The following is a 23,522-nucleotide window of genomic DNA, read 5'->3' as shown; positions in this document are numbered from 1 at the left end:
AAATAGGACAGTTTCAGTTTTTTCATAGTCATGTGGTTGTCAGCACCCTCGTTAGTTCAATGCCTGTGCTATGTGCTGATAAGCCTTAGATCTCACCTGCTTATAGGCCCAGTCCACCATATTTTTGATAGCGAGCGGCGTCGAGACCCCGTGTGCGATCATCACATTTCCATTAACCCCGATAATGGGACTGCCTCCAATGGATTCGTAGTTTGTCTGGTCGATAAAATCGTCCTGAAAACCTCTCTTCTTGGAGATCTCATAGAGTGATTCCCCAAGTTTAAACAGAATATTCCCCGTAAAACCGTCGGTAACGATCACGTCGGCCCTATTGGTGAAAAGATCTTTCCCTTCGATATTTCCGATAAAGTTAATTCGCTTGTTTTGCTTCAATAGGGGATAGGTCGCCTGGGAAGTAAGAGAGCCTTTTTGCTCTTCTTCCCCGATGTTCATCAATGCAACCCGTGGTTTGTCGATCTGAAACGTGTGCTGGGCAAAAATCGAACCGATTTCACCGAATTGAGAAAGTACTTCGGGCTTGCAATCGGCATTGGCGCCGATATCGAGCATTACCGCATAGCCGCCTCCAACTTGTGGCACGAGCCCTGCGATGGCCGGACGGAGAATACCTTCTATTGCTTTAATGCTGAAAAGGGCACCAACGTGCATTGCGCCTGTATTTCCTGCACTGCAGAATATATCTACCTCTTTTTCTTTCAGAAGTTTGAAACCTATTCCGATGCTGGAATTAGGTTTTTGAGAAAGGGCTTTGGTAGGATGTTCCCCCATCTCGATAACATCTTCTGCGTGAACGACGTCAACATTAGTAGGGGTGAAATTGTGCTGGTTGAAAATGTCCCAGATCACGCCTTCACGGCCAATTAAAACGATTCTCGCCTCGGATGGTAGCTCAGAAGAGGCTTGGATAACCCCTTCAACAATTGCTTGCGGAGCTAAATCTCCCCCCATAGCATCTACCGCAATTTTCATTTACACGCTGTTATTTTGACAAATAAGTTAGAAACCGAAGGTGTAAATTTAGCAGATGTGCCGCAGTAAAAAAGAATTTCGCAACAACTTTTATAGGGTTGCTGCGAAATTGAATTGCTCATCGACTGAAACTAAACGGTTTTCGTATAGTTCTCAACTACAACCTTTCCTCTGTAAACCAGATTGCCTTCGTGTACGTGTGCACGGTGCAATTGGTGGATCTCTCCGGTTGTAGCGTCAGTTCCCAACTGCTTTCCGGTAAGGAAATCGTGCGCTCTGCGTGAATCGCGACGGGTGCTGGAATGTCTCCGCTTAGGATGTGCCATGATATTTTTGGTCTATTGTTATTTACTAATTATAATTCAGGCTTTTATGCCCTATCTTTTTATGTTCTTCTCAATCCTCTTGCCATCGGTTTCAACCGACGGATCAGAAGAATCAGATTTATTTTTTCAAATTCTTCAAAGCCTCCCAACGGGGATCGATCTTCTCTTCTTCCTCCTTCTCATCCCCTCCCTCTTCTGCTCCCGAGGTATATACCAGCTTTCCTTCTTCGTCGTCGTCTTCGAGGTCAAAATCATCTTCCTCGGTACGCAGGCTCGGATGGAGCTTTTTGAAAGGCAAAGACAGCGCGATGAAATCGAAAATGTAGCGCGCTACGTTGATCCTGTTGGTATTACGGTTGATCATCTCGATCTCTTCCGTCAATTCTTCATTGTGATCGCCGAACTTTAATATAATGCGTTGGTCGGAATCGATCGGTTCTTCGAACTCTTCGAGGCTGCGGTCACAAACAAGGGTTACGCTTCCCTTTGTCTGAAAACGAAGCTGGATCATCGTCGCCGATTTGTTCAGAACCACATGCGTTTTGAAATGGCCGTGCTCGATCAGATCTTGTTCCATTTCCTCAAAAAAGGCATCGCCAGACTCCATATCATAGTCATACTGTTTGTCTTCCAAACCGTAAATGTCTATGTTGTATTTACTTAGCTCTTTCACTTTTTCTGTCAAAAGGAGTGCAAAGGTAATGTGTTTCAATTTAATAAAAAACAATGCGCGGGAAAATTGTTGCCTATCCGGCACTATTGCCTGATGTTATCAGATTTTCCGCGCCGGATTGCCAAAATAGGTCGCTCCGGCTGGTACATTCTCTACCACCACTGAACCCGCTCCTATCCGCGCATTCTTGCCTACTTCAATTCCCGCAACAATGACCGCGCCAGAACCGATAAAGACGCCATCGCCCAGCTTCACCCGGTCGTTCACCACTGCTCCTGCGCCTATCGTGACGAAATCGCCTACTATTGCCGAGGTATCGATAATAGCGCCAGTTTGTACAAGGCAATGGTGACCGATCACCGAGCGGGCACCGATTGTGGCACGGGCTGCGATAAGGTTGCCATGACCGATTGCCGCCATAGCGGAAATTACGGCGCTGTCGTGGACTGCATTCACGGGCATGTTCTTGTATTCCTCGGTGACCGTTTCTACGAGCCGTTCCCGCACCGATTTCTCACCGATAGCGATAAACACCTCGCATGTAGAACCGATAATGTTGAGATAGCTCGTGTCGTCGGTATTGCCCAGGACAGTTACTTCCCCAAATTCCTTTCCGTGGAGTTCCTGGTGGTCGTCGAGAAAGCCGTACACGAGCACATTGTTCCTTCTGAAAATATCGAGGGCCTGCATACCAAGGTCGCCGGCGCCAAAAATTAATACGGGGTTTTCCATAACTGATGTTGATATTGAATAAAAAGTCTTCATATGAATGGTTAGTTCAAATGAAGACCAAAAAATTGGGCCGGAGTGGAGCGTCCCTTGGTGGAACGCCGAAATGGAGCTTCCGACGTAGAAAGCCGCAGTGGAGCTGCAGTTACAGGAATGTAACCCTGAAAACAAAGGGCGTTCCGTAAGGCGAGAGGTTCTGTCCGCTGTATTTGTCAATCTGGCTATCGTAGCTAAGATTGTATAGTGCAGTCAAATGCACCGCTTTGATAAACCTGCCGCCGAGGGGTTGAGAATAGGAGGCGCCCAGCATTGGTGAACCCAGCCATTGCCGCTTTTGATACGATCCTTCCACATTCAATGCTTCAAACTCACCAATAATATTGACCACCGGGATCACATTGTACATCATGAATGCGCGGCCGCCATAATAAGCAGTATTGATATCATAATATTTGTATCGGAAATACATGATCGTGGCCCCCACGCCACCTATGAGCTTTTCTGTAAGTTCATAGCCCGCCATAGGCGAAAGGTTAATGTTGGTGACCGTCCCTAGGCTCAGCCCGAAGCTGCCTCCGAGGCGCAGTCTATCAATAAATTTTTTGTCTTTGAAATCTTCCAGCTTCTTTTTTTCTGCCAGCACCGGCTTTTGATCAGGCGTTTTGTTTTCAACAGGCGGAACTTCCTTGCGCTCGGGCCGTTCCTTCCGAAGTGAATCCGGCCGGTAGTACTCGTCATTCTGGGCCATGAGGGATGGACTGATCAAAACCGCCAGCAGGATGATGATTGGCAGGAGGATTTTACTTTTCATCTTAAAATCGTTTATTTTATGTTATTGTAACTGGTAACGTAGGAACTTCCATTTTTGGTCTTCTCCAAACTGCGCTTCCAGCCCCCCTTAACACCACGCGTTCGTCTATGCATTATTACGTTTCCGTACCTGACCCACAATCCCGTTTTCTTGATATCATCTACACCATTCCCGAAATCAACAGCGATCAAATTGAGATCCAGTTGCCTGCGTGGCGGCCCGGGCGGTACGAACTTCAAAATTTCGCCAAAAATATTCAATTTATTGAAGCGATATCAGCCGCTGGTCACAAACTGCCTATTCATAAGGTAACCAAAGACCGTTGGCGGGTTGGAACTGCGGGTGAAAACGAGGTACGGATACACTATACTTATTTCGCGTCCATCCAGAATGCCGGGAGTAGCTACATTGATAAGGAATTGTGGTATCTGAATTTTATTAACTTCTGCATGTATACGGAAGGGCGGATCACAGAGCCTTACCGGGTAGAACTGGCTTTGCCGGACGGTTACCAGATCGCCTGCGGATTGCCATCGGCCGGAAAGAATATATTATCGGCCAGGGATTTTTACCAACTGGTTGATAGCCCGCTGCTAGCTTCGGAAAGTCTGCAAAAATGTGAATACGGTGTGCGTGGCGTCCAGTTCAAGATTTGGATGCATGGTAACCTCAAACCGAACTGGCGGCGTATCGAACGGGATTTCCGGCGGTTTTCGAGGGAGCAGATTGCGATGATGCGGGAATTTCCGGAAAACGATTACCATTTCCTTAACCTGATTTTACCCAATGCTTTCTACCACGGCGTGGAGCATCAGAACTCGACGATGATCGTACTCGGCCCCGACGACGAAGGTGAAGGCCTTTATTCCGATCTCCTGGGCGTGAGCTCGCATGAACTTTTCCATGCCTGGAACATCATTCGCATTCGTCCGGCAGAGCTTTTGCCGTATGATTTTACCAAAGAAAACTACTTCCGGACCTGTTTCGTGGCGGAGGGCTGCACGACTTACTACGGGGACTTGTTTCTAAAACGCGCCGGCGTTTTTAATGAGGAAACCTATATTAAGGAATTGCAGGTATATATGAAGCGGCATTTCGAAAGCAGCGCACACGCAGCACAGTCGCTAGCGGAATCCTCGTTCGACCTTTGGTTGGATGGCTATGAAAAGGGCATTCCTAACCGTAAAGTTTCGGTCTACCACAAAGGTGCGCTCGTTGCATTGATCCTTGATTTGTATTTAAGGAAGAAAACCAATCATGCACAATCACTGGATGAAGTCATGCGGTTGTTATGGGTTCGCTTCGGCAAGCCGTTTATTGGTTATAAGCTCGAAGATTACATCAGTATTGTTGAAGAGATAGCGGGAGAATCGCTGGAATGGTATTGGGAGGAATGCATTTTCAGCGCCACGCCGCTCGAAGACCGGCTGAACGAGGTACTCGCTTTTGTAGGGTTGCAGATGTCGGTTTTTAGCAATGGAAATGTGCAACTGAACGTCCTGGATGATTTTAAGGCACAGGTACAGCGAGAGAAATGGCTCGGTACAGTACAGGTTTTGACGATTGAAGAGGAGGAGTTGGAGGAGGATGAGGAGGCCGAGTGATGATAGCCCGTTTTGACCATGGACCATAGACCACGTTGCATATTCTACAAAAAACTATGGTCTGTGGTTGGCGGTCGATGGTCAAACAAGTTCAGCCCTCAAAGCATTTTCGAGCTCCCCAAACCGATACTTAAAACCCGTCTCCCTTTCTATCCTTTCATTCACTACATAATTTCCACCCAGTACCACAGCGGCCATTTCTCCGAAAACGAGTTTCAATGCAAAAGCTGGAACATTTGGAAACCATTGCGGGCGGTTAAGAACTTTGCAGATTGACCTTGTGAGGTCCTCATTGGTTACCGGCGGTGCCGCGACAGCATTGTATACTCCTTGCCAACTTTCGTTTTCGAGCGCTTCGACGTACATTTTACACATGTCGTAAAGGTGAATCCATGAAATCCATTGTTTTCCCGAACCTAGCGGGGCTCCAACACCGAATCGGGCCGGTAGTGCCATTTTGGGAATCGCGCCACCTTCTTTGCTGATAACGATGCCGGTGCGGAGCTTGATGGTCCTGACACCCATCGCGGCAATTTCATCCGCGGCTTTTTCCCATTCAATGCTGACATGCGAAAGGAAGTCATTCCCGGCGGGCGTTGCTTCGGTGTTTTTCTGATCTCCGGTGTCCTGACCATAAAAACTGATGCCGGACGCCGACACGAACGCGACAGGCTTTGCGGGTTGTGCAGCCAGTTTTCGTGCAATGAGTCCAAGTGATTCCGTGCGGCTTTCGAGAATCGATTTTTTACGCTCCTCGGTCCAGCGGCCTTCGCCAACGTTTGTACCAGCTAGATGCACGAGGAAATGTAGGTTCTCGAGCGCGCCGTCTTCGATGTAACCTTTTTCAATATCCCATTCAAAAACCTTCACGAAAGTTATATTGGCCTTTTTTCGGCTAAGGAATGCGACTTCGTAGCCTTTCTCGAGCAGCATTTGGGTCAGCCGCCTGCCAATGAGGCCGGTGCCGCCTGTGATCAATACTTTTTTTGCCATGAAATCTGTTTCAAAAAAGCGTACCACTTTAAATTTCTTGCTGCAATGAGCCCTCTCGCGGTACTTCCTGCTCGATGGCCTGCGTCACACGCGCAACCATTTCCTCTACGGACTCGTCGGCCCGGAAATGCATCGGGGCTTTGAACTGCACGGTGAGTTTGGTATTCCGCTTTTTGAAACGCAACCCCTTCTTATCGAATGCGCGCCGAAAGCCATTGATGACCACCGGGATTACAATCGGTTGCTGTTCGTTGATCAAATGCGCCGTGCCTTTGCGTACAGGGGCGTACGGTTTGGTGGTTCCCTGCGGAAAACTCACTACCCAGCCGTGCTGCAGTCCCATGCCAATTCGGTCCTGGGCGGAGGTATCGAGTTGGCGTTTTACGTCTTCGCCGTTAGCCCGCCATGAGCGTTCAATCGTGATCGCACCGCCCATGCTGAATATTTTTGGCAGTAACCCTCCTTTCATAGTTTCAGCGGCGGCAACATAATACATTCTTGCGCGAGGTGAAAAAAGGTAAAACGGTGGCGCCATGGTGTCCTTATAGCCCCATTTGATGGCACAGAAAATATGGAAAAAGGCAATGACGTCGGCGAAATAGGTTTGATGGTTGGAAAGAAAAAGCACACCCTGGTCGGGCAGGTCCATGAGATGCTCGGAGCCGGTGATGCGGATCTTATTGACGGCCGTATAACGGTAATAGGTAAACCAGCCGAGTATGAATATCAATAACCTTTTGATAACCAGAAAATTGCCGAATGGGTCTTTTTCAAAAAAACCCAGGAAGTCCAGCCGGGCCAGCCAAGAGGGTAGCGTGCTGTATGTGATCTTTTTAAATTTCATAGTGCTGTAAAATATACGGCATGCTATTGAGGTTAGGTCTGTTAGTAATACAAAATTTGATCCATCGGTATGAATCCCGCTATTTTGGACGAAGTTGTAATTTAGATAATAAGCGGAGCGAAAGAAAAGTTTTTTGTCAATGACCACCGGTGACCGACCATAAAGATGTTATTTGCTATCGACTTTTTGTGAAGGTCCGAATACCCGATCGTTAAGGGTCGTTCAGGATTTGGCATGATTCTTTCGTTAAATTGAGGACAAAGTTTAATTTTGACCAACTCCTTCATTCAAGTCATTTTTCAAAATTTATGAAAATGAAATACTCATTCCGCATGCTGTCCGGTCTACTGGCGGCTGGTATGCTGGCAGGCTGTTCTAAAAATCCGGTGACCGGCAAGAAAGAGATCATCTTTATGTCGCAAGAAAAAGAGATCGCGCTTGGGGCCGAATCGCACCCGTCTATTGTGGCTACAATGGGCATTTACGACGATAAGAACCTGCAATCCTTCATCAATGAAAAAGGCATGGCCATGGCCAAAATCTCCCACCGGCCCGATTTGCCCTACAAATTTTTTATCGTCGACTCTCCGGTAGTCAATGCATTTGCGGTGCCTGGTGGTTACGTATACTTTACAAGGGGGATTATGGCCCACTTTAATAATGAAGCTGAATTTGCCGGGGTATTGGGCCACGAAATCGGGCACATTACGGCAAGGCATTCGGCACGGCAGCAGACTTCCCAGATCCTCGGGCAGGTAGGGCTGGCGGCTGGTATGGTGCTGTCTCCGCAAGTGAGGGCCCTGGGTGATCAGGCGCAACAGGCATTGGGTTTGCTGTTTTTAAGTTACAGCCGCGACCATGAAACCGAGTCTGACAAAATCGGGGTTGAGTATTCAAGTAAGATCGGTTATGATGCCAAGGAAATGGCTGATTTTTTTGGGACACTTAAAAGAATCGGTGAAAAAGCAGGGCAGACGATTCCTACATTCCAATCGACCCACCCCGATCCGGGCGACCGTAAAACGAAGGTAGCAAAGCTGGCCACGCAATATCAAACGGAGCATCCGGGCAAATACAATGTCAACCGTGATGCCTTTCTGCGTAAAATTGATGGGGTTATTTATGGGAACGACCCACAGCAGGGCTTCGTTGAAAATAACCAGTTTTACCATCCCTCGTTGAAATTCCAATTCCCGGTGCCGAGCGGCTGGCAGTATGAAAACTCGCCTGCACAGTTCCAGATGGCACCTAAGGATGGTAAATCGATGATGCTTTTCACATTGGCAGAAGGCAAATCGCTGGATGAAGCCGCCCAGGCTGTTGTGAAAAATTTCGGTCTGAAAGTTTTGGAAACCAACAAAACGACCATTAATGGCAACCAGGCCGTGGTAATGGTATCGCAGCAAGTGGAGCAGGGGCAGAATGGCCAGGCTGCGGCCGCTACTGCGAACACCTTGCAGGTAGGAACCTGGCTGATCCAGTACGGAAGCAATATCTACGCATTTCACGGGGTATCGTTGGCTGGTGCATTTGCCAGCAACGAAGGTCAGTTCCGTTCGGTAGCGCAGGGATTCAAATCCGTTTCCGACGGCAATATCCTCAACCGCCAGCCCGAACGCATCCGCATCAAAACCGCACAGCGCGATGGTACGCTGAAAGATGTGCTGAAAGACAACAACCAACCCGACGGCAAGCTCGACGAGCTGGCGATCATCAACGGAATGGCACTGACCGACAAAGTGACCAAGGGAATGCTCTTCAAGACGCTCGGAAAATAAGAAAAAGCAATAAGGTTCAGCGAGGGCGGCATGATTTCATGTCGCCCTCTTTTTGTGGCATAGAAGTGCTGACCGCTTGTTCCAAAGCCGCTCATACCAGCGATCCAACCATTAATCATCAGATCAAAAACTTTTTCTTCGAAAATTTGGTTGATATATCAACACAAATTACTTTTGTACTACCATGAGCACGAATATAGATAGCTGGCAGAATCTTCGGGATGAATTGAAGAACTCATTGCAGTTCAAACTGGGGGCTGTTACCAAAACTGTTTTCAAAAAGATGAATGCGGAGCTGGTCAATGAGGGTATCCCTGTATTGGCAGAACAGCTTCCGATTCTGATGGTTGTATATTTCCAGGAACAGGCACGCACGCAGCAGGACATTGCAAATATTCTACAAAAAGATAAAGCAGGCATCCAGCGCTCTGTGCAGACATTACATAAGGATGGTTTCCTGAAAATCGAAAGTGATATGGAGGACAAAAGAAAGAACCTCATTTCACTGACGCCAAGCGGGAAATTTGTCTGCGAGCGCATTCAGTCGCTGGCCATCGCATTTAATAACCAGATCATGGAGCATTTCTCCGAGCAGGAATGGGGTACTTTCCTCGGTTATCTGGACAGAGTTGTTAAAGTAGTAGACAAATAAAATTTTTTAAATAAATAGTTGATATATCACCAGTAGAGCCGTCAACTATCTTGCATTAGCCACAAAAATCAACAGCAAGTCAAAATGAAAAGTAAATGGATAGCAGCAATGATAGCGGTGGCCGCCTCGGTGGCGCCGGGATGGGCGCAGACGACGCTGAGCCTGAAAGACTGCATTGCGTACGGGATCAAGAATAACGGGAATGTCAAAATAGCGCAGTATAAAGAAAGCACCGCCACCCAGCAGGGCCGCGAGGCGCTGGCAGGTTACCTGCCGCAGGTTGCCGGTACTGGCACGCTCGACGATAACCTGAAACTGCAATCGACGGTATTGCCGGGCGCATTGTTTGGTGGGGAAGATCGCCGGGTTGCATTGGGTACCAAATACCAGAGCAACGTTTCAGCGCAGGTAGATCAGGTCATTTTCGACCAGTCGCTGCTGGCGGGCATTAAAGCCAATAAGCCGAACCAGGAAAACGCTGTCCTGAATTCGCGCAAGACGAAAGAGAACATCATCTATAATGTAGCGAATGCCTATTACCAGGTGTTTGTGACCTCGCAGCAGATCGCGCTTTTGAAGGATAATTTGGATAAAACCAGCCAGATCCTGGCGACATTGAAGCTGCAACTCGACAATGGCGTGATCAAAAAAGTGGATTACGACCGCACGCGGGTGAATTTTAATAACATCCAATCACAATTGACGCTTGCGGAAAGCAATCTTACCCTCTCCGAAAACCAGTTGAAATTTCAGATGGGAATGCCGCTCAACGAGCAACTCGTACTGGCCGACAATCCGCTGGAACAGCCATTCAAGCTGGTCGAGCCCGGCAAGTTCGACGCTTCCAACCTGACCGATTTCAAAATGCAGAACCTGAATATGGAATTGCAGCAGCTCGAAAAAGCACGCATTAAAGCAGGTTACCTGCCGAAAGTTTCGGTGTACGGTCGCTATGGTATGCAGGCTTTGGGCAACGACCTCGGAACATCCTGGGGCAACTGGTTCAGCTACGGCGCCATTGGTCTGAAACTGAATATCCCGATTTTCGACAGCTTCCGCCGCGACGCGCAATACAAACAAGCCGATCTGAACCTGATGACGCAGCAAGAGCAGTTGAAGCTGAATGTCCATAACTATGAATTGCAAAACAGCAATGCATTGACCCAACTTCAAAAGGCGAAAACCAGTCTTGCCAGCGACGAAAACAACGTGGCCCTTGCCAAGGAAGTATACGATGTAACGACGCTCCAATACCGCGAAGGCACCGTCCCGCTAACGGATTTGCTCAATGCGGAAACCTCCTACAAGGAATCACAAAGCAATTATATCAACTCGATGCTAAGTTACTATCAAGCGAAACTTGGGCTGGAACAATCCACCGGAAGTCTCAACGATTTCTACGCAGCATTACCATAATACACTTCATCAACAACAAAAAATTGGCCTATTCGGTCATTCACTCATTCCCCGTTCCACGGCGGCTCATTCAGTAATTCAAAATTATGAAGCGAAAACTCATCATCATCGGTTCCATCGTCATTATAGGCGTTTTGATCGGGGTCAGACTTGTGGCCAACAAGGCCAAGATCGACGAAAAGAAGAAGATGCCGGACAACAAGAATGTGACGATTCCTGTCACGGCTATTGCGGTCAAAGAAGGAAGCGCCGATCAGCAACTGATCCGCACCGGTAGCCTTATTCCCTATAAACAAGCCGAAATCATGGCTACTGCGGCAGGTAAGGTGTTATCTGTCAAATACGAACTCGGTACGCATGTATCGCAAGGTGCAACACTTGTGAAAGTGGACAGCAAATTGAAAGAGCTTTCCCTGGAAGCTACCGAGCTCAATATCAATAAACTGAAAAAGGATACCGATCGCTATTCGAAGCTTCTCGCGGGTAACGCGGCGACCGAAGTTCAGGTAAACGATACCAAATACAACTACGAAAACGCATTGAACCAGGCCCAGCAGATCAAGCAGCAGATTACCGACGCCTCCATTCAGGCGCCGATCAGCGGCCGCATTGTGAAGAAAAATATCGAGCCGGGCGAGTTTGTGAACGTAGGTACTTCGCTGGGAACCATCCTCGACGTATCACGCCTGAAAGTGCAGGTGATGATCAACGAAAATGATGTTTATAAACTCAAAGAAGGCCAGCACGTGCAGGTCAGCACCAGCATTTTCCCTGGTAAAAAGATCGACGGAGCCATTTCTTACATCGCTCCGCAAGGCGACGAATCGCATAATTACCCGGTGGAAATTGTCGTGAAAAATTCAAACGCACTGAAAGCGGGCACATTCGTAACGGTTGAATTTCAGCAGAAAAGCAGCCAGGAATCCTTGCTGATCCCACGCAGCGCATTGGTAGAAAGCGTGCGTAATCCTTATGTGTACGTCGTAGAAGGCGGCGTGGCGAAGCAGCGCAAGATAGAGGTTGGCCGCGAAGTAGGCGACAATGTGGAAGTGTTGGCTGGCCTGAAATCGGGCGAAACGGTGGTTACAACCGGACAGATCAACCTCAGCGAAGGCGCGGCGGTTACCGTTACAAAATAAGTTTCATAGCAAACTGAAAGAATTATGTCGATTACCGAAGTAGCCGTAAAAAGACCGCTCTTCATCACCGTAGTATTCGTAGTACTGATACTATTCGGTTTGATTAGCTATAACCAATTGTCTTACAACTTGTTGCCTAAATTTGAGGCGAACGTTGTGAGTGTGATGACGACTTACCGCGGAGCTTCTGCGGATGAAGTCGAAACGAATGTGACGAAGCATATCGAGGACGCGGTGTCGGCCATTGAAGGTCTGGACCAGATCAATTCCACTTCGCAGGAAGGCGTTTCGTCTGTAATTATTCAGCTAAAACAAGGGATTAGTGTCGATTTGGCACAGCAGGAAGCGCAGCGGAAGGTCGAGCAGGCAATTTCGCTTCTGCCCGATGATGCGGACCGTCCGGTGATCAACAAGTTCTCGACCGACGAAATCCCGGTTTTGAGAATGGGTGTGACGGCGAACCTGTCGCCTTCCCAATTGTATGATTTGATTGACGACAAGCTGAAACCGCAGCTCTCGAACGTGACAGGCGTGGGACAGGTGACCATTATCGGTGGAACCGAGCGTCAGATCCAGGTAAATATTAGTCAGGCTAAACTGAAAGCTTACCATTTGTCGATCAGCCAGGTTTCCGCCGCGATCAACAATGCGAACACTTCCTATCCTGCCGGTCAGGTAAAAACCCAGGAAGATCAGCTTTCGATCCGTTTCGATGCGAAGTTGACGACGGTTGAAAACCTTCGAAGTGTAATTGTAGGCCGTTCCTCGAATGGTGGGCAGATCTTTTTGAGAGACATTGCCGAGGTATATGACGGAGTGGCCGACGCTACGGCGGTGAACCACATCAATGGCCGTCCGTCGGTGGCACTGCAAATCCAGAAACAGTCGGATGCGAATGCAGTGGACGTAAGCAAGCTCACCCGTGAACGTTTGACGAGTTTGGAAAAACAATATGCGTCGCAGGGTTTGAAATTCAACATTGCATCCGACCAATCGATCTACACATTGGCATCGGCCGACGCGGTGGTATTTGACCTTGGACTGGCGGTTTTGATCGTGTCCGTGGTAATGCTGCTGTTCCTCCACAGCTTCCGTAGCTCGATGTTCATCCTGGTGGCATTGCCATCGTCGATGATCCCGACATTTATTTTAATGAGCTTAATGGGCTTCTCATTGAACCTGATGACGCTCATGGCACTCTCGCTCGTGGTAGGTATCCTGGTCGATGACTCGATTGTGGTTTTGGAAAACATCAACCGCCACCTCGAAATGGGCAAAAGCCGCTGGCAAGCCGCATTGGACGGTCGCGCGGAAATCGGTTTTACTGCATTGGCGATCACCCTGGTAGACGTGGTAGTATTCGTGCCGCTCGCATTGACGCAGGGCCTCATTGGTAACATTCTTCGTGAGTTTTCACTCGTAGTTGTATTCTCCACTTTGATGAGTTTGCTCGTATCGTTCACCTTGACGCCTCTGCTAGCATCTCGGTTCGGTAAGGTCGAAGTTTTGGATAAAAACACGCTTTGGGGGCGTCTGAACTTAGGTTTTGAAAGATTCTTGGATAATGTAAAAGAAGAATACGGCAGAATCCTCACTTGGGTACTCGGCCATAAACGCTACATTTTCCTGCTTTCGATTCTGCTGATCGTCGGTTCCATTGCATTGGTTCCGGGCGGATTTGTAGGAGCGGCATTTATGCAGCAAAGTGATCGTGGTGAATTGAATGTGTCGATTGAACTGGCGCCTACTGCATCCGTTTACCAAACCAACCAGGTAGCGCAGCGTGTCGAGAAGATCCTTTTGGCCAAAAAAGAAGTAACCAGGGTGTTTACCAATGTGGGTTACAGCAGCACCGGTTTGGGAACGACTTCAAACAGTAACATTGCTGACCTTACGGTTCAGTTGGTGGATAAAAAAGAGCGTACGATCTCATCAGAAGATTTTGGAACGTCCATTCAAAAAGAAATCCTGCAAATCCCGGGCGTGAAAGTGACCGTCGCTCCAACCTCGATCACCGGTAATGCCAACCAGGCGCCGATTCAGGTGGCCGTAAAAGGTACCGACATGGCCGTGATCCGTAAAACTGCTGCACAGGTGAAAGGAATCGTGAATTCGGTAGCCGGCACAGCGAACGTAGATTACTCGGTGGACGATCCGAAGCCGGAAGTGGGTGTAACCCTCGACCGTGAAAAAATGGCGCAGCTTGGTATCAACGCCTCCGAGGTAGGAACCACACTGCAAACCGCGTTCCGCGGCGACGACCGTTCTAAATTCAAGCAAAATGGTAAGGAATACGACATTATGGTGAATCTAGACCAGTTCGACCGCTCCAAAGCCGACGACATTCGTCACCTGACATTTGTGAACAGCTCCGGCCAGACCTTCGAACTGTCCCAATTCGCGACCATCAAGGAAGGAATGGGCGAAAGCGTCTTGCAGCGCATCGACCGCCTGTCGTCGATCACGATCAATTCGCAAGTCGTAGGCCGGCCATCCGGTTCTATCGGTGCCGACATTCAGGCCAAAATGGCGAAAGTGAAACTACCCGAAGGCATCAGCATCGAATACCGGGGTGACCTGAAAAACCAGGCCGACGCATTCGGCAGCCTCGGGATCGCATTGCTGCTCGGTATCGTGCTCATCTACCTCATCATGGTGGCCCTCTACGAAAGTACGATCTACCCGTTCGTAGTACTCTTCTCGATCCCGGTTGCATTAGTCGGCGCATTAACCGCCCTCGCATTGACTCTCGAAAGCCTTACCATCTTCTCGATTGTAGGGATGATCATGCTCCTTGGATTGGTAGCCAAAAACGCGATCCTGATCGTCGACTTTGCCAACCAATTGAAAGAGGAAGGCCACGGACTAAAAGAAGCCCTCATCGAAGCCGGCAAAGAACGTCTCCGCCCGATCCTGATGACCACCATCGCGATGGTAGCCGGTATGCTCCCCATCGCCCTCGCCTCAGGCGACGGTGCGGAGGTAAAGAACGGCATGGCCTGGGTAATTATCGGCGGACTTACCAGCTCCTTGCTGCTGACGCTGTTCCTGGTTCCTAGTGCCTATTATGTGGTGGATAGGATTAAGGAAAGGTTCGCGAAGCGGAAGAAAAGGAAGGTTAGGGAGGAAGTGGTTTTGGGGGCGTAGAAGTTTCGAGACGCAGCAAATAAGGAAATAATCTAATACAAGCGCCCCAGTCACACTGAGCCGCCCGGCAGTCGAAGTGCAATGCGAGATGCCAATGAGCATTGTGCAATTATCCTTCGACTGCGCTCAGGATGACTGGGGCGCTTCGTTTTAAAAGAGCATACAATATAGCTCGGTAGTGTTTATGATTCGGTCAAAACCCATTCTTCGAAGATGTTCGACCAGTTTCTTATCCCCCGTCCAAAGCACACCGCCAGTCTGTAATGCGAGCGCTACGTAGTTAATATCAAAGGAATCGATATCGACTGTGAGCCGTTCAGCCTCTTTCCAATGCGCTGCCTCAATTAATGTTTCATTGTAAAGGCTCATGCTGGTAAGCACATCGAACAGGTCATCGATTACTTCATCCACAGACTTTTTGGAATACTTTACAATTTTTGATTGATGCTTAAAGAGCTCCACAACCGCGTAGTAGCAACTTACGCGTTTGGCTGGAAGGTCGGGATGAGTAAGGATTTTCGCCAATTTACCATTGGGCGTGATGAGGGCACTGAAAATGATATTTACATCTACGACTATAATCACTTGATAAAACGGCTACGGTTCGTCGCCCACCATGCGCTATGCACCTCGCGTGCGAGTTCCGAAGCCTCTTCTTCCGTGCCTTTGTTCCTGGCATTGGATTCGATGAGGCGGAAATAGTTGGTAAGCTTTTGTACTTCTTCCATATCGATGAGAGAAGCGTTGAGCCGTATGACGATGTCTTCGTTTTGTCGTTCGATAACCATAATCGAGTCGTCAGTTATACTCAAATATAGCCATTTTGGCGGAGATAAAAACCTGCAAAGGAGCAAGAGGCGGGGCTCAATGATCGAAATGGTCAGAAACTGAGGTATCTCTGCTTCTGACCATTTCTTCGATTTAGGCTTTCACACGCTCAATCCGCTGAAAGAAAAACACCAGCTCCCTGAAAGTCATAAATGTGTCATTAATCCGCGGGTTGTAGCCAGCCTCTTGTTGAAATGCCATCGAATCGCTGTAAATCGCCCACAGGTGATCAAGCATTTCGGAAGGGCTGCCTACATTCAAAAGTTCCTTTACCTGCCTGCCGTAAGCGAGGCACACCGAGTCCTCGGACTCGGGAATGTGTGTTGATGGTGTCATTGACTTTGTTTTTTAGGATGAATAGAAAGCCCTGTCTAAGGTGTCCTAATGCTCACAAAGCGGGCATCCGGGGGGCTTTCGCCGCACCCGCACCATAACAGGGCAGATCGTCTAAGATTTTTCATTGCTTCAGTGATTTATAGGAAGGCGTAAGTTGGGAAAGCCGGGGGAGAAATACAAGGAGGCGTTAATGCGATTATCCGCCGGTTAATTGTAAGAAAACAATAGCGCCGAGGCAGAATTGCTTACAATTGGGTCGTCAATATTGATTCGGATGAGCATTACAGCTAGATGCCGCACGATGAACAAAATGCCCTGCATTAGGTGACCTAACGTATGTAGCTACGTTCGAGGGGCTTTCGCCACACCCGCACCATTGCAGGGCAATGCAATCAAGATTCTTCACAAGGTCACAAGTTTTAGATGAGTGTAAGTTGGAAAGTGGATTGAAAAAACACAAGTAACTTCGATTTGAGTTTTCCTGCGGTAAAAAACAAGGCTAAAAGGTGAGAAGAATGGCTTTTTGATCAGATTTTGCTAGTGAAACTATATCTCAGTGAAGAACAAGACACTTTAACTGAATACATGGCTATCGTAATTTCCATCGTTTCGCTGCTGATTTCAGCTCTTACATTTTGGATGAGCAGATTAAAAAAAGGGACACTTAAAATGACCCGGCCATCACTTATTTGTTTTGTTGGGAAGAATACGCGCGACGGATTGAAAATTGTTATTAGGACTTTGCTTTTCTCGACTTCAGATACAGGGCAATATGTGCAGAATATGTTTGTTCGCGTTTCATGCAGAGGCACGAGTCATGACTTTAATGTTTGGGCTTATGATGATAAAGGTTTGGTTAGAGGTAGCGGATTATATGTAGGTAAAAATGGTACTTCTAACTATCACCACTTTTTGTATCGAGAAAAGAAGTGATAGGCCTTAACGAAGGGGAATGGAGAATAGAAGTATTTGCCGAAACAGTTGATAAGCCAATTACCAAGATTTTTGAGTACAATTTAATTTCTGAAAAATCTCAGCTTGAGTATCTTGCTAATGGTGGCACAATCTTTTTTGACTGGGCTCCCAATCTTGGTAATTATGTTTCAAGAATAGATGACTATGGCATTGATCAAACAGATTTGAATAACATAACTAGTTAAAATTCAATCAACTCAATCACCTCACATTCCCCAACCTTCGTATTCCCTTCGTGAAAATACCCAATCGTCCCAACTTTCAAATACTCCTTATGGTAAGGGATAAAATCCTTGCTAGCTATCCACATTGTAGCAGTCCCTGAGATAGGTGCGAATTCTGTCTCGTCGAGAATGCGGCCATTTTCATCTTCGAACTCCGGCCAGATCATGTAGAGTGAATGCTTGAACTTGCCGTCATTCTTGTAGTGAAAATCGCATCTGTAATGCTGTAATGCGGGGTTATGCCGGCCACCTTCTTCGTAGGAATAGAGCCGGTATCTGACCCGAAAATTAGGTTTGCGGGCAAAACTGATTTCGTAAGTTTGAAATTCTGACATACCGACTCTTATAAATAATATGAATTATGGGATGATTAGCTTTTTCACAATCCCCATCATCTCCACCAACGGCACCACATTCACATCTTTCGAAATAACATAACTGGTCTGCCCAGGATACACAAAATACTTGTGCGATGCTTGAATATCCTCACATCCAGTAGTAAATCCCCTGCTTAACGCCGGAGTAAGAGACCTTTTGATCTCAATAGCAACCCTGGTCTGATGATTGATTTCCAGCACCAGATCGATTTCAGCACCCGCTGCCGTGCGGTAATAATAGGGTGTGACCCATGAAGGTAGCATGGCGATCAGGTTTTCAATGATGAACCCTTCCCAGCTTCCACCCAGAACGGGATGTCCGAGCAAGTCCTCCTGGTTTCTGATTTTGAGCAATGTATGGGTAATGCCGCTATCGCGAATGTAGATTTTGGGCGTGCGGACGAGCCGTTTGCCGATATTGGCCGACCACGGTTGAAGTTTTCGGACGAGAAATAAGTCTTCCAGCAGATCCAGGTAGCGTGTAGCTGTGGGTACGCTGATGCCTAATCCTGCGGCTATACGACTGAGGTTGGCAATTCCGCCCTGCGAATTGGCAAGCATTGTCCAGAAGTTGCGGAGTACCATGGCCGGGATTTTGAATCCGAATTGTGGAATGTCTCGTTCAAGATAAGTCGTGATCAGGTTTTGCCGCCATTCGAAACTAGCAGAGTCGTTCGAGGCGAGAAAACTGTCGGGAGACCCACCACGTATCCAGAGCTTGTCCTGATCGTTCGCATCGATTTCTGTCGCTTTAATGCCGGGAAGGCGGGTGTACGCAATGCGGCCGGCAAGACTTTCTGAGGATTGTTGCAAGAGATCGAGCGAAGCGGAGCCGAGAATCAGGAATTGGCCAGTACGCCTTCCTGCGCGGCGACGCTTGTCGATGACTCCCCGGAGGACTGCGAATATTTCTGGCGTTCGTTGGATTTCGTCCAGGATAATGGTTCTGTCAGCATATTTCTCGAAATATAATTCGGACTCGCTAAGTTGGGCGACGTCTGACGGAGATTCCAGATCGAGGTAAATAGGCTCGGGAGAAATCGTCTCGGCGATTTGAAACGCAAGTGTTGTTTTACCAATTTGCCTGGGACCGAGAATGCCTACTGCTGGAAATTCTTTCAGCGAATTAAGTATTTCAATTTGTGCATCTCTTATAATCATCCTTGTAAATTTAACATCGAGCGTTCAATTTACAAGGATATTCACGCAATTTCCACTTTTGACCTAATCAAATCTGCGCTTTTTTTCCTCTTCAATGTACGCTCTGCCTTCATTTGAATAGCCTCAGCTTTTAAAATCTGCTCAATCGTCTCGAACTGAATAATTGGCGCTTTTCCAACCAGTAAAGCAAGTTCAATAAGCTTCGAGATCGTAAAATTGAAATTCCCATTCAGAATCTGTGACACGTAGGAAGGAGAGACATTCAACTTCTCAGCGACCTGTCTTTGGGTCAGATTGTTTTCTTCCATATAAGTGTTGAGTAGATTGAAAACTTCAATTTGGACACCGGTTAGCCAGTAAGTGGAGCTTTTTAAAAGATCTTCGCGCGTTCTCATGGATTGTTTATATTTGATATACCTTCGAAATGAATGTTTTTGACCAGCTTTACTAAGCTTTTTAAATCTGCTTTCTGATTGCTCTTACGGCCGCCCAGGAGAATTACCTTGCCTGTTTTTTCAAGCTTGATCAGGTAAAACCGCAGGTTCGCGCTTTTGGCCTCGTACAGTTGATAAGGTAAGTCCCTAAGCTGGATGAGTCGAAACATAGTCTTGGGGAGCATTTTCAGGTTGCAAACCTTATCAAGCACCGCATATATTTTGTCTACCTCCCGATCGAGACCACCTTCCCGACAAATTCTCGCCTCAAAATCATCGATTTGGCAAGTTTTGTTCGTGACTAGCTTAAATAGCTTGATCGGGGCGGGTGATATTTTGTCAGATAAACGAATGCTGAATTTCGACATAAAGTTAAGTTATAACTTAATATTTATCAAGCCCTACATTTGACTTATTACAGTAAAAGGCTTGTAGTTATCTCCATTAACCTAACTTCGGATAGGCAATGAGCAGACGGTCTTAAATCAATGATTGATCGGCATTTATCCTTGCAGATTTAACATCAGGCGTTAAATTTACACGGATGACAAGGGTTGAGCGGCCGACGGAAAGGAGCCAGACAGCCTGCGGTAACTGTCGACAAGCAATGGCCAGGACTTAACTGACGATATATAACTAACATGAAAGCATACTTTTTCTTAGGGCTGATGGCTATTCCCTGTTTTGTCGCCCACGCCCAACAAACGCCTGATGCCAGCCTGCAAAACCGCCACATCCAATTCATAAAGGGGAGCGAACAATCAGAACTCCACCGGATAGAGCTGCGCTCCGATATCGATACGACGTGGTTTCGATGGAAGGAGCGGGGATACAGCTTTGGATTTGCACCAAGCAAAACACCCATGTACACCACTATAGACGGTATCCTGAGCACGCCGTACATGATCCAGGTCCGGGGCAATGCGGAGGAGCGGAACCGGAAGCGGTGGGGGTATCATGTGTTTGAGGGGTATGCCAAAGACGATAGATCCCGCATTACCATGCTTGTCAACAAACATGTGGAGGCCGAGCGGCCAGTGGCGGAGCTTTACTATTATTCCACGGTCTATAACCACGACGAAACAGCCTACAACTGGTTTAAAATCGGCTCCGACGTCCGGCAGCATTCTTTTATGTTCGGGCGCGACAAGGCATTATTCTACGGTTCGCTTAAACTGAGCAATGCATTAACCCTCGGCGCCATTGGAAAAGAAGATATTTCAACTACGAAACCGGCCGGTGACGACGAACAAAATGCAGATGCGGATGCCAAATATGTCAATTACAAAGAATTAAAAAACGGCGGGGACGGGACAATCTTCTACGACAAAGATCGCGACATTGTAGTGATCAAAATCAAAGGCAAATGGATGAAAGTTGCCGTGGAGGCGCTGCCGGATGGTGTTAGTTATGATTTTTGAGATGGTTTCAGGCTGTCTGGGGATGTCGCCCTGAGCGAAGTCGAAGGGCTCCATGCGAGATGCTCTTCGACTTCGCTCAGGGCGACATTGACCTAACTCATTATTACTTCCACCTCTCCCCAAGCACCTTCATCCAATACCCACCAACGACAGATCGGGCACGAAACCCAACCGACTTGCCATTGGTAGTTTCATGCCAGTCCGAAAGTGGAATGCGGTCGGTCGTGCCATTTGCGTATTTGTAAATAGGCTGGATCAATGCCTGGAAATCCTCCGGTTTTTCGGCTAATGTCGCCGTCCACATGATCCAGTCGGATTTTGAGTAGCTCTTGCGGCTGTCGAGCGGGAGGCCGAAAGGTTGTTGTTTGGTGAGGTAATAGGCGATTTCCTTTTGGGCTACTGTTTTTGGAAATACATTGAGAACCAGGAGCTTGTCCCAGACGAGGTTGTATTTCTGGCTCCAAGTGCCTTTTTTGTCGAAAGTCAAAGCGTAGTGATCACCGTCGGCGGCCATCTTCACCCATTTTTGAGCGAAGTCCTTGGTTAATGCATTTACCTCAGTCGCCTCTTTTGAATCGCCAAGTTGCTCGGCAAGTTTGGCGTAGGAGGCGAGGCCCATAATCGCTTTGATCGACAAGTTGGTATTACGGGCCAAATGTCCGGCGAAATCGTCGGTGCAAAGCTGGTTGGCAGGATCGAAACCTTCTTTTTTCAGGTAATTGGCCCAGACGCTGAGCATTTTCCAATGCTTTTTGGCAAAATCCGCATTGCCCTCGGCTTTGCTAATGGCGTAAGTGAGGATGAGCATATTGCCGGATTCTTCCACGGGCATGTCCTCGCCGTAGGTCTGCCCGTTCGCGAGGGGATAGGTACCCACGTCGTGCGCGGCGAAGGGCTTGGTCCATTTCCCGCTTTCGGAATAATGGAAAATAGGTTCCATCATGCCTTTGAGCAAGGTAGGGTTGTAGAGAAGAAATAAAGGTGCCGATGGGTAAGTTATATCAACCGTTCCAATAGAACCGTTGCTGAAATTCTCTTTGGAGAAAAACAAAGGCGTGCCGGATGGATCAGCTACGAGTTTGTGGGCAGAAATGGCCTGACGGTATGCCAATACGCAAAGCTCGGCATATTGTTTGCCACCGGCTTTGAATGCGTCGTCGTAAATAGTCTTGTCCGTTTCTTCGCAGGATTGGAGAATTTTGGCAAAATCCGCTTCTGCGTTTTTCAGCTCCCCGGCAATGGTTTTGTTACCTTCGCGGTTCCACCACGGACGAAGATTTTGACCAAAATATTGGACCGAAAAGCCGTCGTCATAAGCCAGCAATGCGTGCAGTGTTTTGAGTTCCGATCCTATTTTGCCTGCATTCAATACGAGGCCCATCGATTTCGTGTCGGCGGGAGCTGCTCCGGCCTGATCGACGCTGAGCGTGCCTTTTGCAGCGAATTCTTTGATAATATCGGTCGATAAGCCGATTGCCGAGCCTTTTACAGTGCCTTGCGGAGCCGAAAGGTAGGCCTGGCCCCAGTCAATGCGGACGTCGTCGCCTTTTCTAACGAGCTGATTTTGAACTGCATTCGCCAATGACAATGTCGTAAGGCCGTCCTGCGTGGCTTCCTTGCCGGTTACCGACTGGCTGCCGTCATTGGTAGCCCAAAGTCCGGAAACGGAATTCAGGATGCTTACCTCATGCTTTTTGCCGTCGGCAGATTTTACCTCATAAACGACGTAGTTGACCGGACGGGAAAGCAAGTCCATATCCTTTGCAATGAGCGGAGCCACAAACCGCACCGTCAATTGTACGGCACCTGCATCGAAACGATATATGGATTGCGTTGCCTTCATTTCAAAGCCTGTCTGCTTCGCCGGTGCGACGGCGTCGGCACCTTTTGGAGCAATTTCGTCTGACAAACCAATGTCAATGTACCCCGGCCCAGCGCCATTTTTTACATAAGCAGCCAGGGTGTTCTTCCCTTTCTTCAATGCTTTGGCCGCCGCTGGGCTGATGGGCTTGAATTCATAATCACCCGTAAAGCAAGGCGCGCAGTCAAATGCGGGAACGCCGTTGATGAACACCTGGACATCATCATCATGAAAGATATTCAGGACGGGCTTTTCAAAATCGACATTAGCAAGGTTGAATTCCCGGCGATACCAGAGTTCCTGCGGGAATTCGGTGCCGCCTTTCAGCATAGCATCGTTGCGGTCGTGCGTGCCGAATGGCGCGGGGCCCTGTTTCCAGGTGCTGATATTATAGCCGTCTTTGAACCACCATTTGGGGTCCGGTTTCGTGATCGTGAATTTGGCGGTGTAGGCTTCCTGTTTGGCCGTGGGCAAGATGGTTTTCATTTCGGCCGTTGCTGCGCCCAGAAAGCGGTAAGTTTTACCGTCGACGCGGATAAGGCCATCCATCGGGTGCGGCTTGCCGGTCCAGTGCCTGGTGACGGAGCCTGCAAGCTGGTCGCCGAAGGACCAAACGCTGGTGTAAGGGTCGACGGTCACCAGGGGGGTAGCAGGCGGTCGGATAGATTGGGCAAAGATCGTTGTGGTGGTGAGTAGCGTCAGCGCGGTAAGCCAGCGTTTGAGCATAGTTTCGGTCGGTTTTGTGGAAATAGTATTAGAAAATCCCGTAATGATAGGGGATAAGTTCTAAATAGAGCAAATAG

24 protein-coding genes are annotated in these 23,522 nt (G+C 48.1%); 9 read left to right on the top strand and 15 right to left on the bottom strand.

The annotated features are described in order from the left end of the window. Positions 1–51: 51 nt before the first annotated feature. The 5 genes from plsX to LZD49_RS17720 all read right to left on the bottom strand — a co-directional run bounded on the left by plsX (position 52) and on the right by LZD49_RS17720 (position 3,529). On the bottom strand, positions 52–990 hold the full coding sequence (gene plsX, locus LZD49_RS17740; protein ID WP_234668915.1) for a phosphate acyltransferase PlsX: 939 nt from the start codon (positions 988–990) through the stop codon (positions 52–54). Positions 991–1,121: 131 nt separating this feature from the next. Further along, on the bottom strand, positions 1,122–1,316 hold the full coding sequence (rpmF, locus tag LZD49_RS17735) for a 50S ribosomal protein L32 (protein WP_015813599.1): 195 nt from the start codon (positions 1,314–1,316) through the stop codon (positions 1,122–1,124). A gap of 118 nt (positions 1,317–1,434) precedes the next feature. Continuing rightward, entirely contained in the window at positions 1,435–2,043 is a 609-nt protein-coding gene (locus tag LZD49_RS17730) for a DUF177 domain-containing protein (protein WP_234668914.1), read from the bottom strand. 45 nt (positions 2,044–2,088) lie between these two features. Beyond that, a complete protein-coding gene (locus LZD49_RS17725; protein WP_234668913.1) occupies positions 2,089–2,721 on the bottom strand; it encodes an acetyltransferase in 633 nt (210 codons plus the stop codon). A gap of 142 nt (positions 2,722–2,863) precedes the next feature. Next, a complete protein-coding gene (locus LZD49_RS17720; protein ID WP_234668912.1) occupies positions 2,864–3,529 on the bottom strand; it encodes a hypothetical protein in 666 nt (221 codons plus the stop codon). 107 nt (positions 3,530–3,636) lie between these two features. On the opposite strand from LZD49_RS17720, the gene LZD49_RS17715 reads away from it, so the two are divergent. Beyond that, positions 3,637–5,133, top strand: a complete 1,497-nt coding sequence (locus tag LZD49_RS17715; RefSeq protein WP_234668911.1) for a M61 family metallopeptidase — start codon at positions 3,637–3,639, stop codon at positions 5,131–5,133. Between the two features lie 81 nt (positions 5,134–5,214). Here LZD49_RS17715 and LZD49_RS17710 read toward each other — a convergent pair whose 3' ends face one another. Further along, complete coding sequence (locus tag LZD49_RS17710) at positions 5,215–6,126, bottom strand: TIGR01777 family oxidoreductase (RefSeq protein ID WP_234668910.1); 912 nt, start codon at positions 6,124–6,126, stop codon at positions 5,215–5,217. A 28-nt stretch (positions 6,127–6,154) separates the two neighbouring features. After that, positions 6,155–6,970, bottom strand: a complete 816-nt coding sequence (locus LZD49_RS17705) for a 1-acyl-sn-glycerol-3-phosphate acyltransferase (RefSeq protein WP_234668909.1) — start codon at positions 6,968–6,970, stop codon at positions 6,155–6,157. A gap of 308 nt (positions 6,971–7,278) precedes the next feature. On the opposite strand from LZD49_RS17705, the gene LZD49_RS17700 reads away from it, so the two are divergent. The 5 genes from LZD49_RS17700 to LZD49_RS17680 all read left to right on the top strand — a co-directional run bounded on the left by LZD49_RS17700 (position 7,279) and on the right by LZD49_RS17680 (position 15,102). Further along, positions 7,279–8,748, top strand: a complete 1,470-nt coding sequence (locus LZD49_RS17700; RefSeq protein WP_234668908.1) for a M48 family metalloprotease — start codon at positions 7,279–7,281, stop codon at positions 8,746–8,748. 184 nt (positions 8,749–8,932) lie between these two features. Then, complete coding sequence (locus LZD49_RS17695) at positions 8,933–9,400, top strand: MarR family winged helix-turn-helix transcriptional regulator (protein WP_234668907.1); 468 nt, start codon at positions 8,933–8,935, stop codon at positions 9,398–9,400. 84 nt (positions 9,401–9,484) lie between these two features. Further along, entirely contained in the window at positions 9,485–10,816 is a 1,332-nt protein-coding gene (locus LZD49_RS17690; RefSeq protein WP_234668906.1) for a TolC family protein, read from the top strand. 86 nt (positions 10,817–10,902) lie between these two features. Further along, the gene (locus tag LZD49_RS17685; protein WP_234668905.1) at positions 10,903–11,955 is read left to right on the top strand and encodes an efflux RND transporter periplasmic adaptor subunit; all 1,053 of its coding nucleotides are present in this window, start codon (positions 10,903–10,905) and stop codon (positions 11,953–11,955) included. 24 nt (positions 11,956–11,979) lie between these two features. Next, positions 11,980–15,102 carry an efflux RND transporter permease subunit gene (locus LZD49_RS17680; protein WP_234668904.1) on the top strand — a complete coding sequence of 1,041 codons (3,123 nt, stop codon included), beginning with the start codon at positions 11,980–11,982 and terminating at the stop codon, positions 15,100–15,102. A 150-nt stretch (positions 15,103–15,252) separates the two neighbouring features. On the opposite strand, the gene LZD49_RS17675 is transcribed toward LZD49_RS17680, so the two are convergent. The 3 genes from LZD49_RS17675 to LZD49_RS17665 form a co-directional block, all read right to left on the bottom strand. Continuing rightward, positions 15,253–15,687, bottom strand: coding sequence for a PIN domain-containing protein (locus LZD49_RS17675; RefSeq protein ID WP_234668903.1), 435 nt, complete (start codon positions 15,685–15,687; stop codon positions 15,253–15,255). Then, positions 15,684–15,914, bottom strand: coding sequence for a hypothetical protein (locus LZD49_RS17670; protein WP_234668902.1), 231 nt, complete (start codon positions 15,912–15,914; stop codon positions 15,684–15,686). The genes LZD49_RS17675 and LZD49_RS17670 overlap by 4 nt, the downstream gene beginning before the upstream one ends. Positions 15,915–16,023: 109 nt before the next feature. Continuing rightward, positions 16,024–16,266 (bottom strand): hypothetical protein, encoded by a 243-nt coding sequence (locus LZD49_RS17665; protein WP_234668901.1) that lies wholly within the window; start codon positions 16,264–16,266, stop codon positions 16,024–16,026. A 585-nt stretch (positions 16,267–16,851) separates the two neighbouring features. On the opposite strand from LZD49_RS17665, the gene LZD49_RS17660 reads away from it, so the two are divergent. Together LZD49_RS17660 and LZD49_RS17655 are read left to right on the top strand one after the other, a co-directional pair. Next, positions 16,852–17,199: a hypothetical protein gene (locus LZD49_RS17660; RefSeq protein WP_234668900.1), complete on the top strand. Its 348-nt coding sequence runs from the start codon at positions 16,852–16,854 to the stop codon at positions 17,197–17,199. Then, positions 17,196–17,426 carry a hypothetical protein gene (locus LZD49_RS17655; protein ID WP_234668899.1) on the top strand — a complete coding sequence of 77 codons (231 nt, stop codon included), beginning with the start codon at positions 17,196–17,198 and terminating at the stop codon, positions 17,424–17,426. The genes LZD49_RS17660 and LZD49_RS17655 overlap by 4 nt, the downstream gene beginning before the upstream one ends. Here the strand turns inward: LZD49_RS17655 and LZD49_RS17650 are convergent. The 4 genes from LZD49_RS17650 to LZD49_RS17635 are packed head-to-tail and all read right to left on the bottom strand — an operon-like array spanning position 17,423 to position 19,805. Next, complete coding sequence (locus LZD49_RS17650; RefSeq protein ID WP_234668898.1) at positions 17,423–17,800, bottom strand: hypothetical protein; 378 nt, start codon at positions 17,798–17,800, stop codon at positions 17,423–17,425. The two genes, LZD49_RS17655 and LZD49_RS17650, sit on opposite strands and share 4 nt — an antisense overlap. Positions 17,801–17,824: 24 nt before the next feature. Further along, positions 17,825–19,003 carry an ATP-binding protein gene (locus LZD49_RS17645; RefSeq protein WP_234668897.1) on the bottom strand — a complete coding sequence of 393 codons (1,179 nt, stop codon included), beginning with the start codon at positions 19,001–19,003 and terminating at the stop codon, positions 17,825–17,827. A 41-nt stretch (positions 19,004–19,044) separates the two neighbouring features. Then, entirely contained in the window at positions 19,045–19,398 is a 354-nt protein-coding gene (locus tag LZD49_RS17640; protein ID WP_234668896.1) for a helix-turn-helix domain-containing protein, read from the bottom strand. Continuing rightward, positions 19,395–19,805, bottom strand: a complete 411-nt coding sequence (locus LZD49_RS17635; RefSeq protein ID WP_234668895.1) for a hypothetical protein — start codon at positions 19,803–19,805, stop codon at positions 19,395–19,397. Before LZD49_RS17635 ends, LZD49_RS17640 begins: the two co-directional genes overlap by 4 nt. Before the next feature lie 273 nt (positions 19,806–20,078). Between LZD49_RS17635 and LZD49_RS17630 the strand changes: the two genes are divergently transcribed. After that, entirely contained in the window at positions 20,079–20,858 is a 780-nt protein-coding gene (locus LZD49_RS17630) for a hypothetical protein (protein WP_234668894.1), read from the top strand. Between the two features lie 103 nt (positions 20,859–20,961). Here LZD49_RS17630 and LZD49_RS17625 read toward each other — a convergent pair whose 3' ends face one another. Beyond that, on the bottom strand, positions 20,962–23,445 hold the full coding sequence (locus LZD49_RS17625; RefSeq protein WP_234668893.1) for a glutaminase family protein: 2,484 nt from the start codon (positions 23,443–23,445) through the stop codon (positions 20,962–20,964). Positions 23,446–23,522: the final 77 nt, after the last annotated feature.

This window comes from Dyadobacter sp. CY261, from assembly GCF_021440085.1.
In the GTDB taxonomy this organism is placed as follows: domain Bacteria; phylum Bacteroidota; class Bacteroidia; order Cytophagales; family Spirosomataceae; genus Dyadobacter.
The sequence above is the reverse complement of the archived record's forward strand: the minus strand, read 5'-3'. Positions and strand labels throughout refer to the sequence as shown.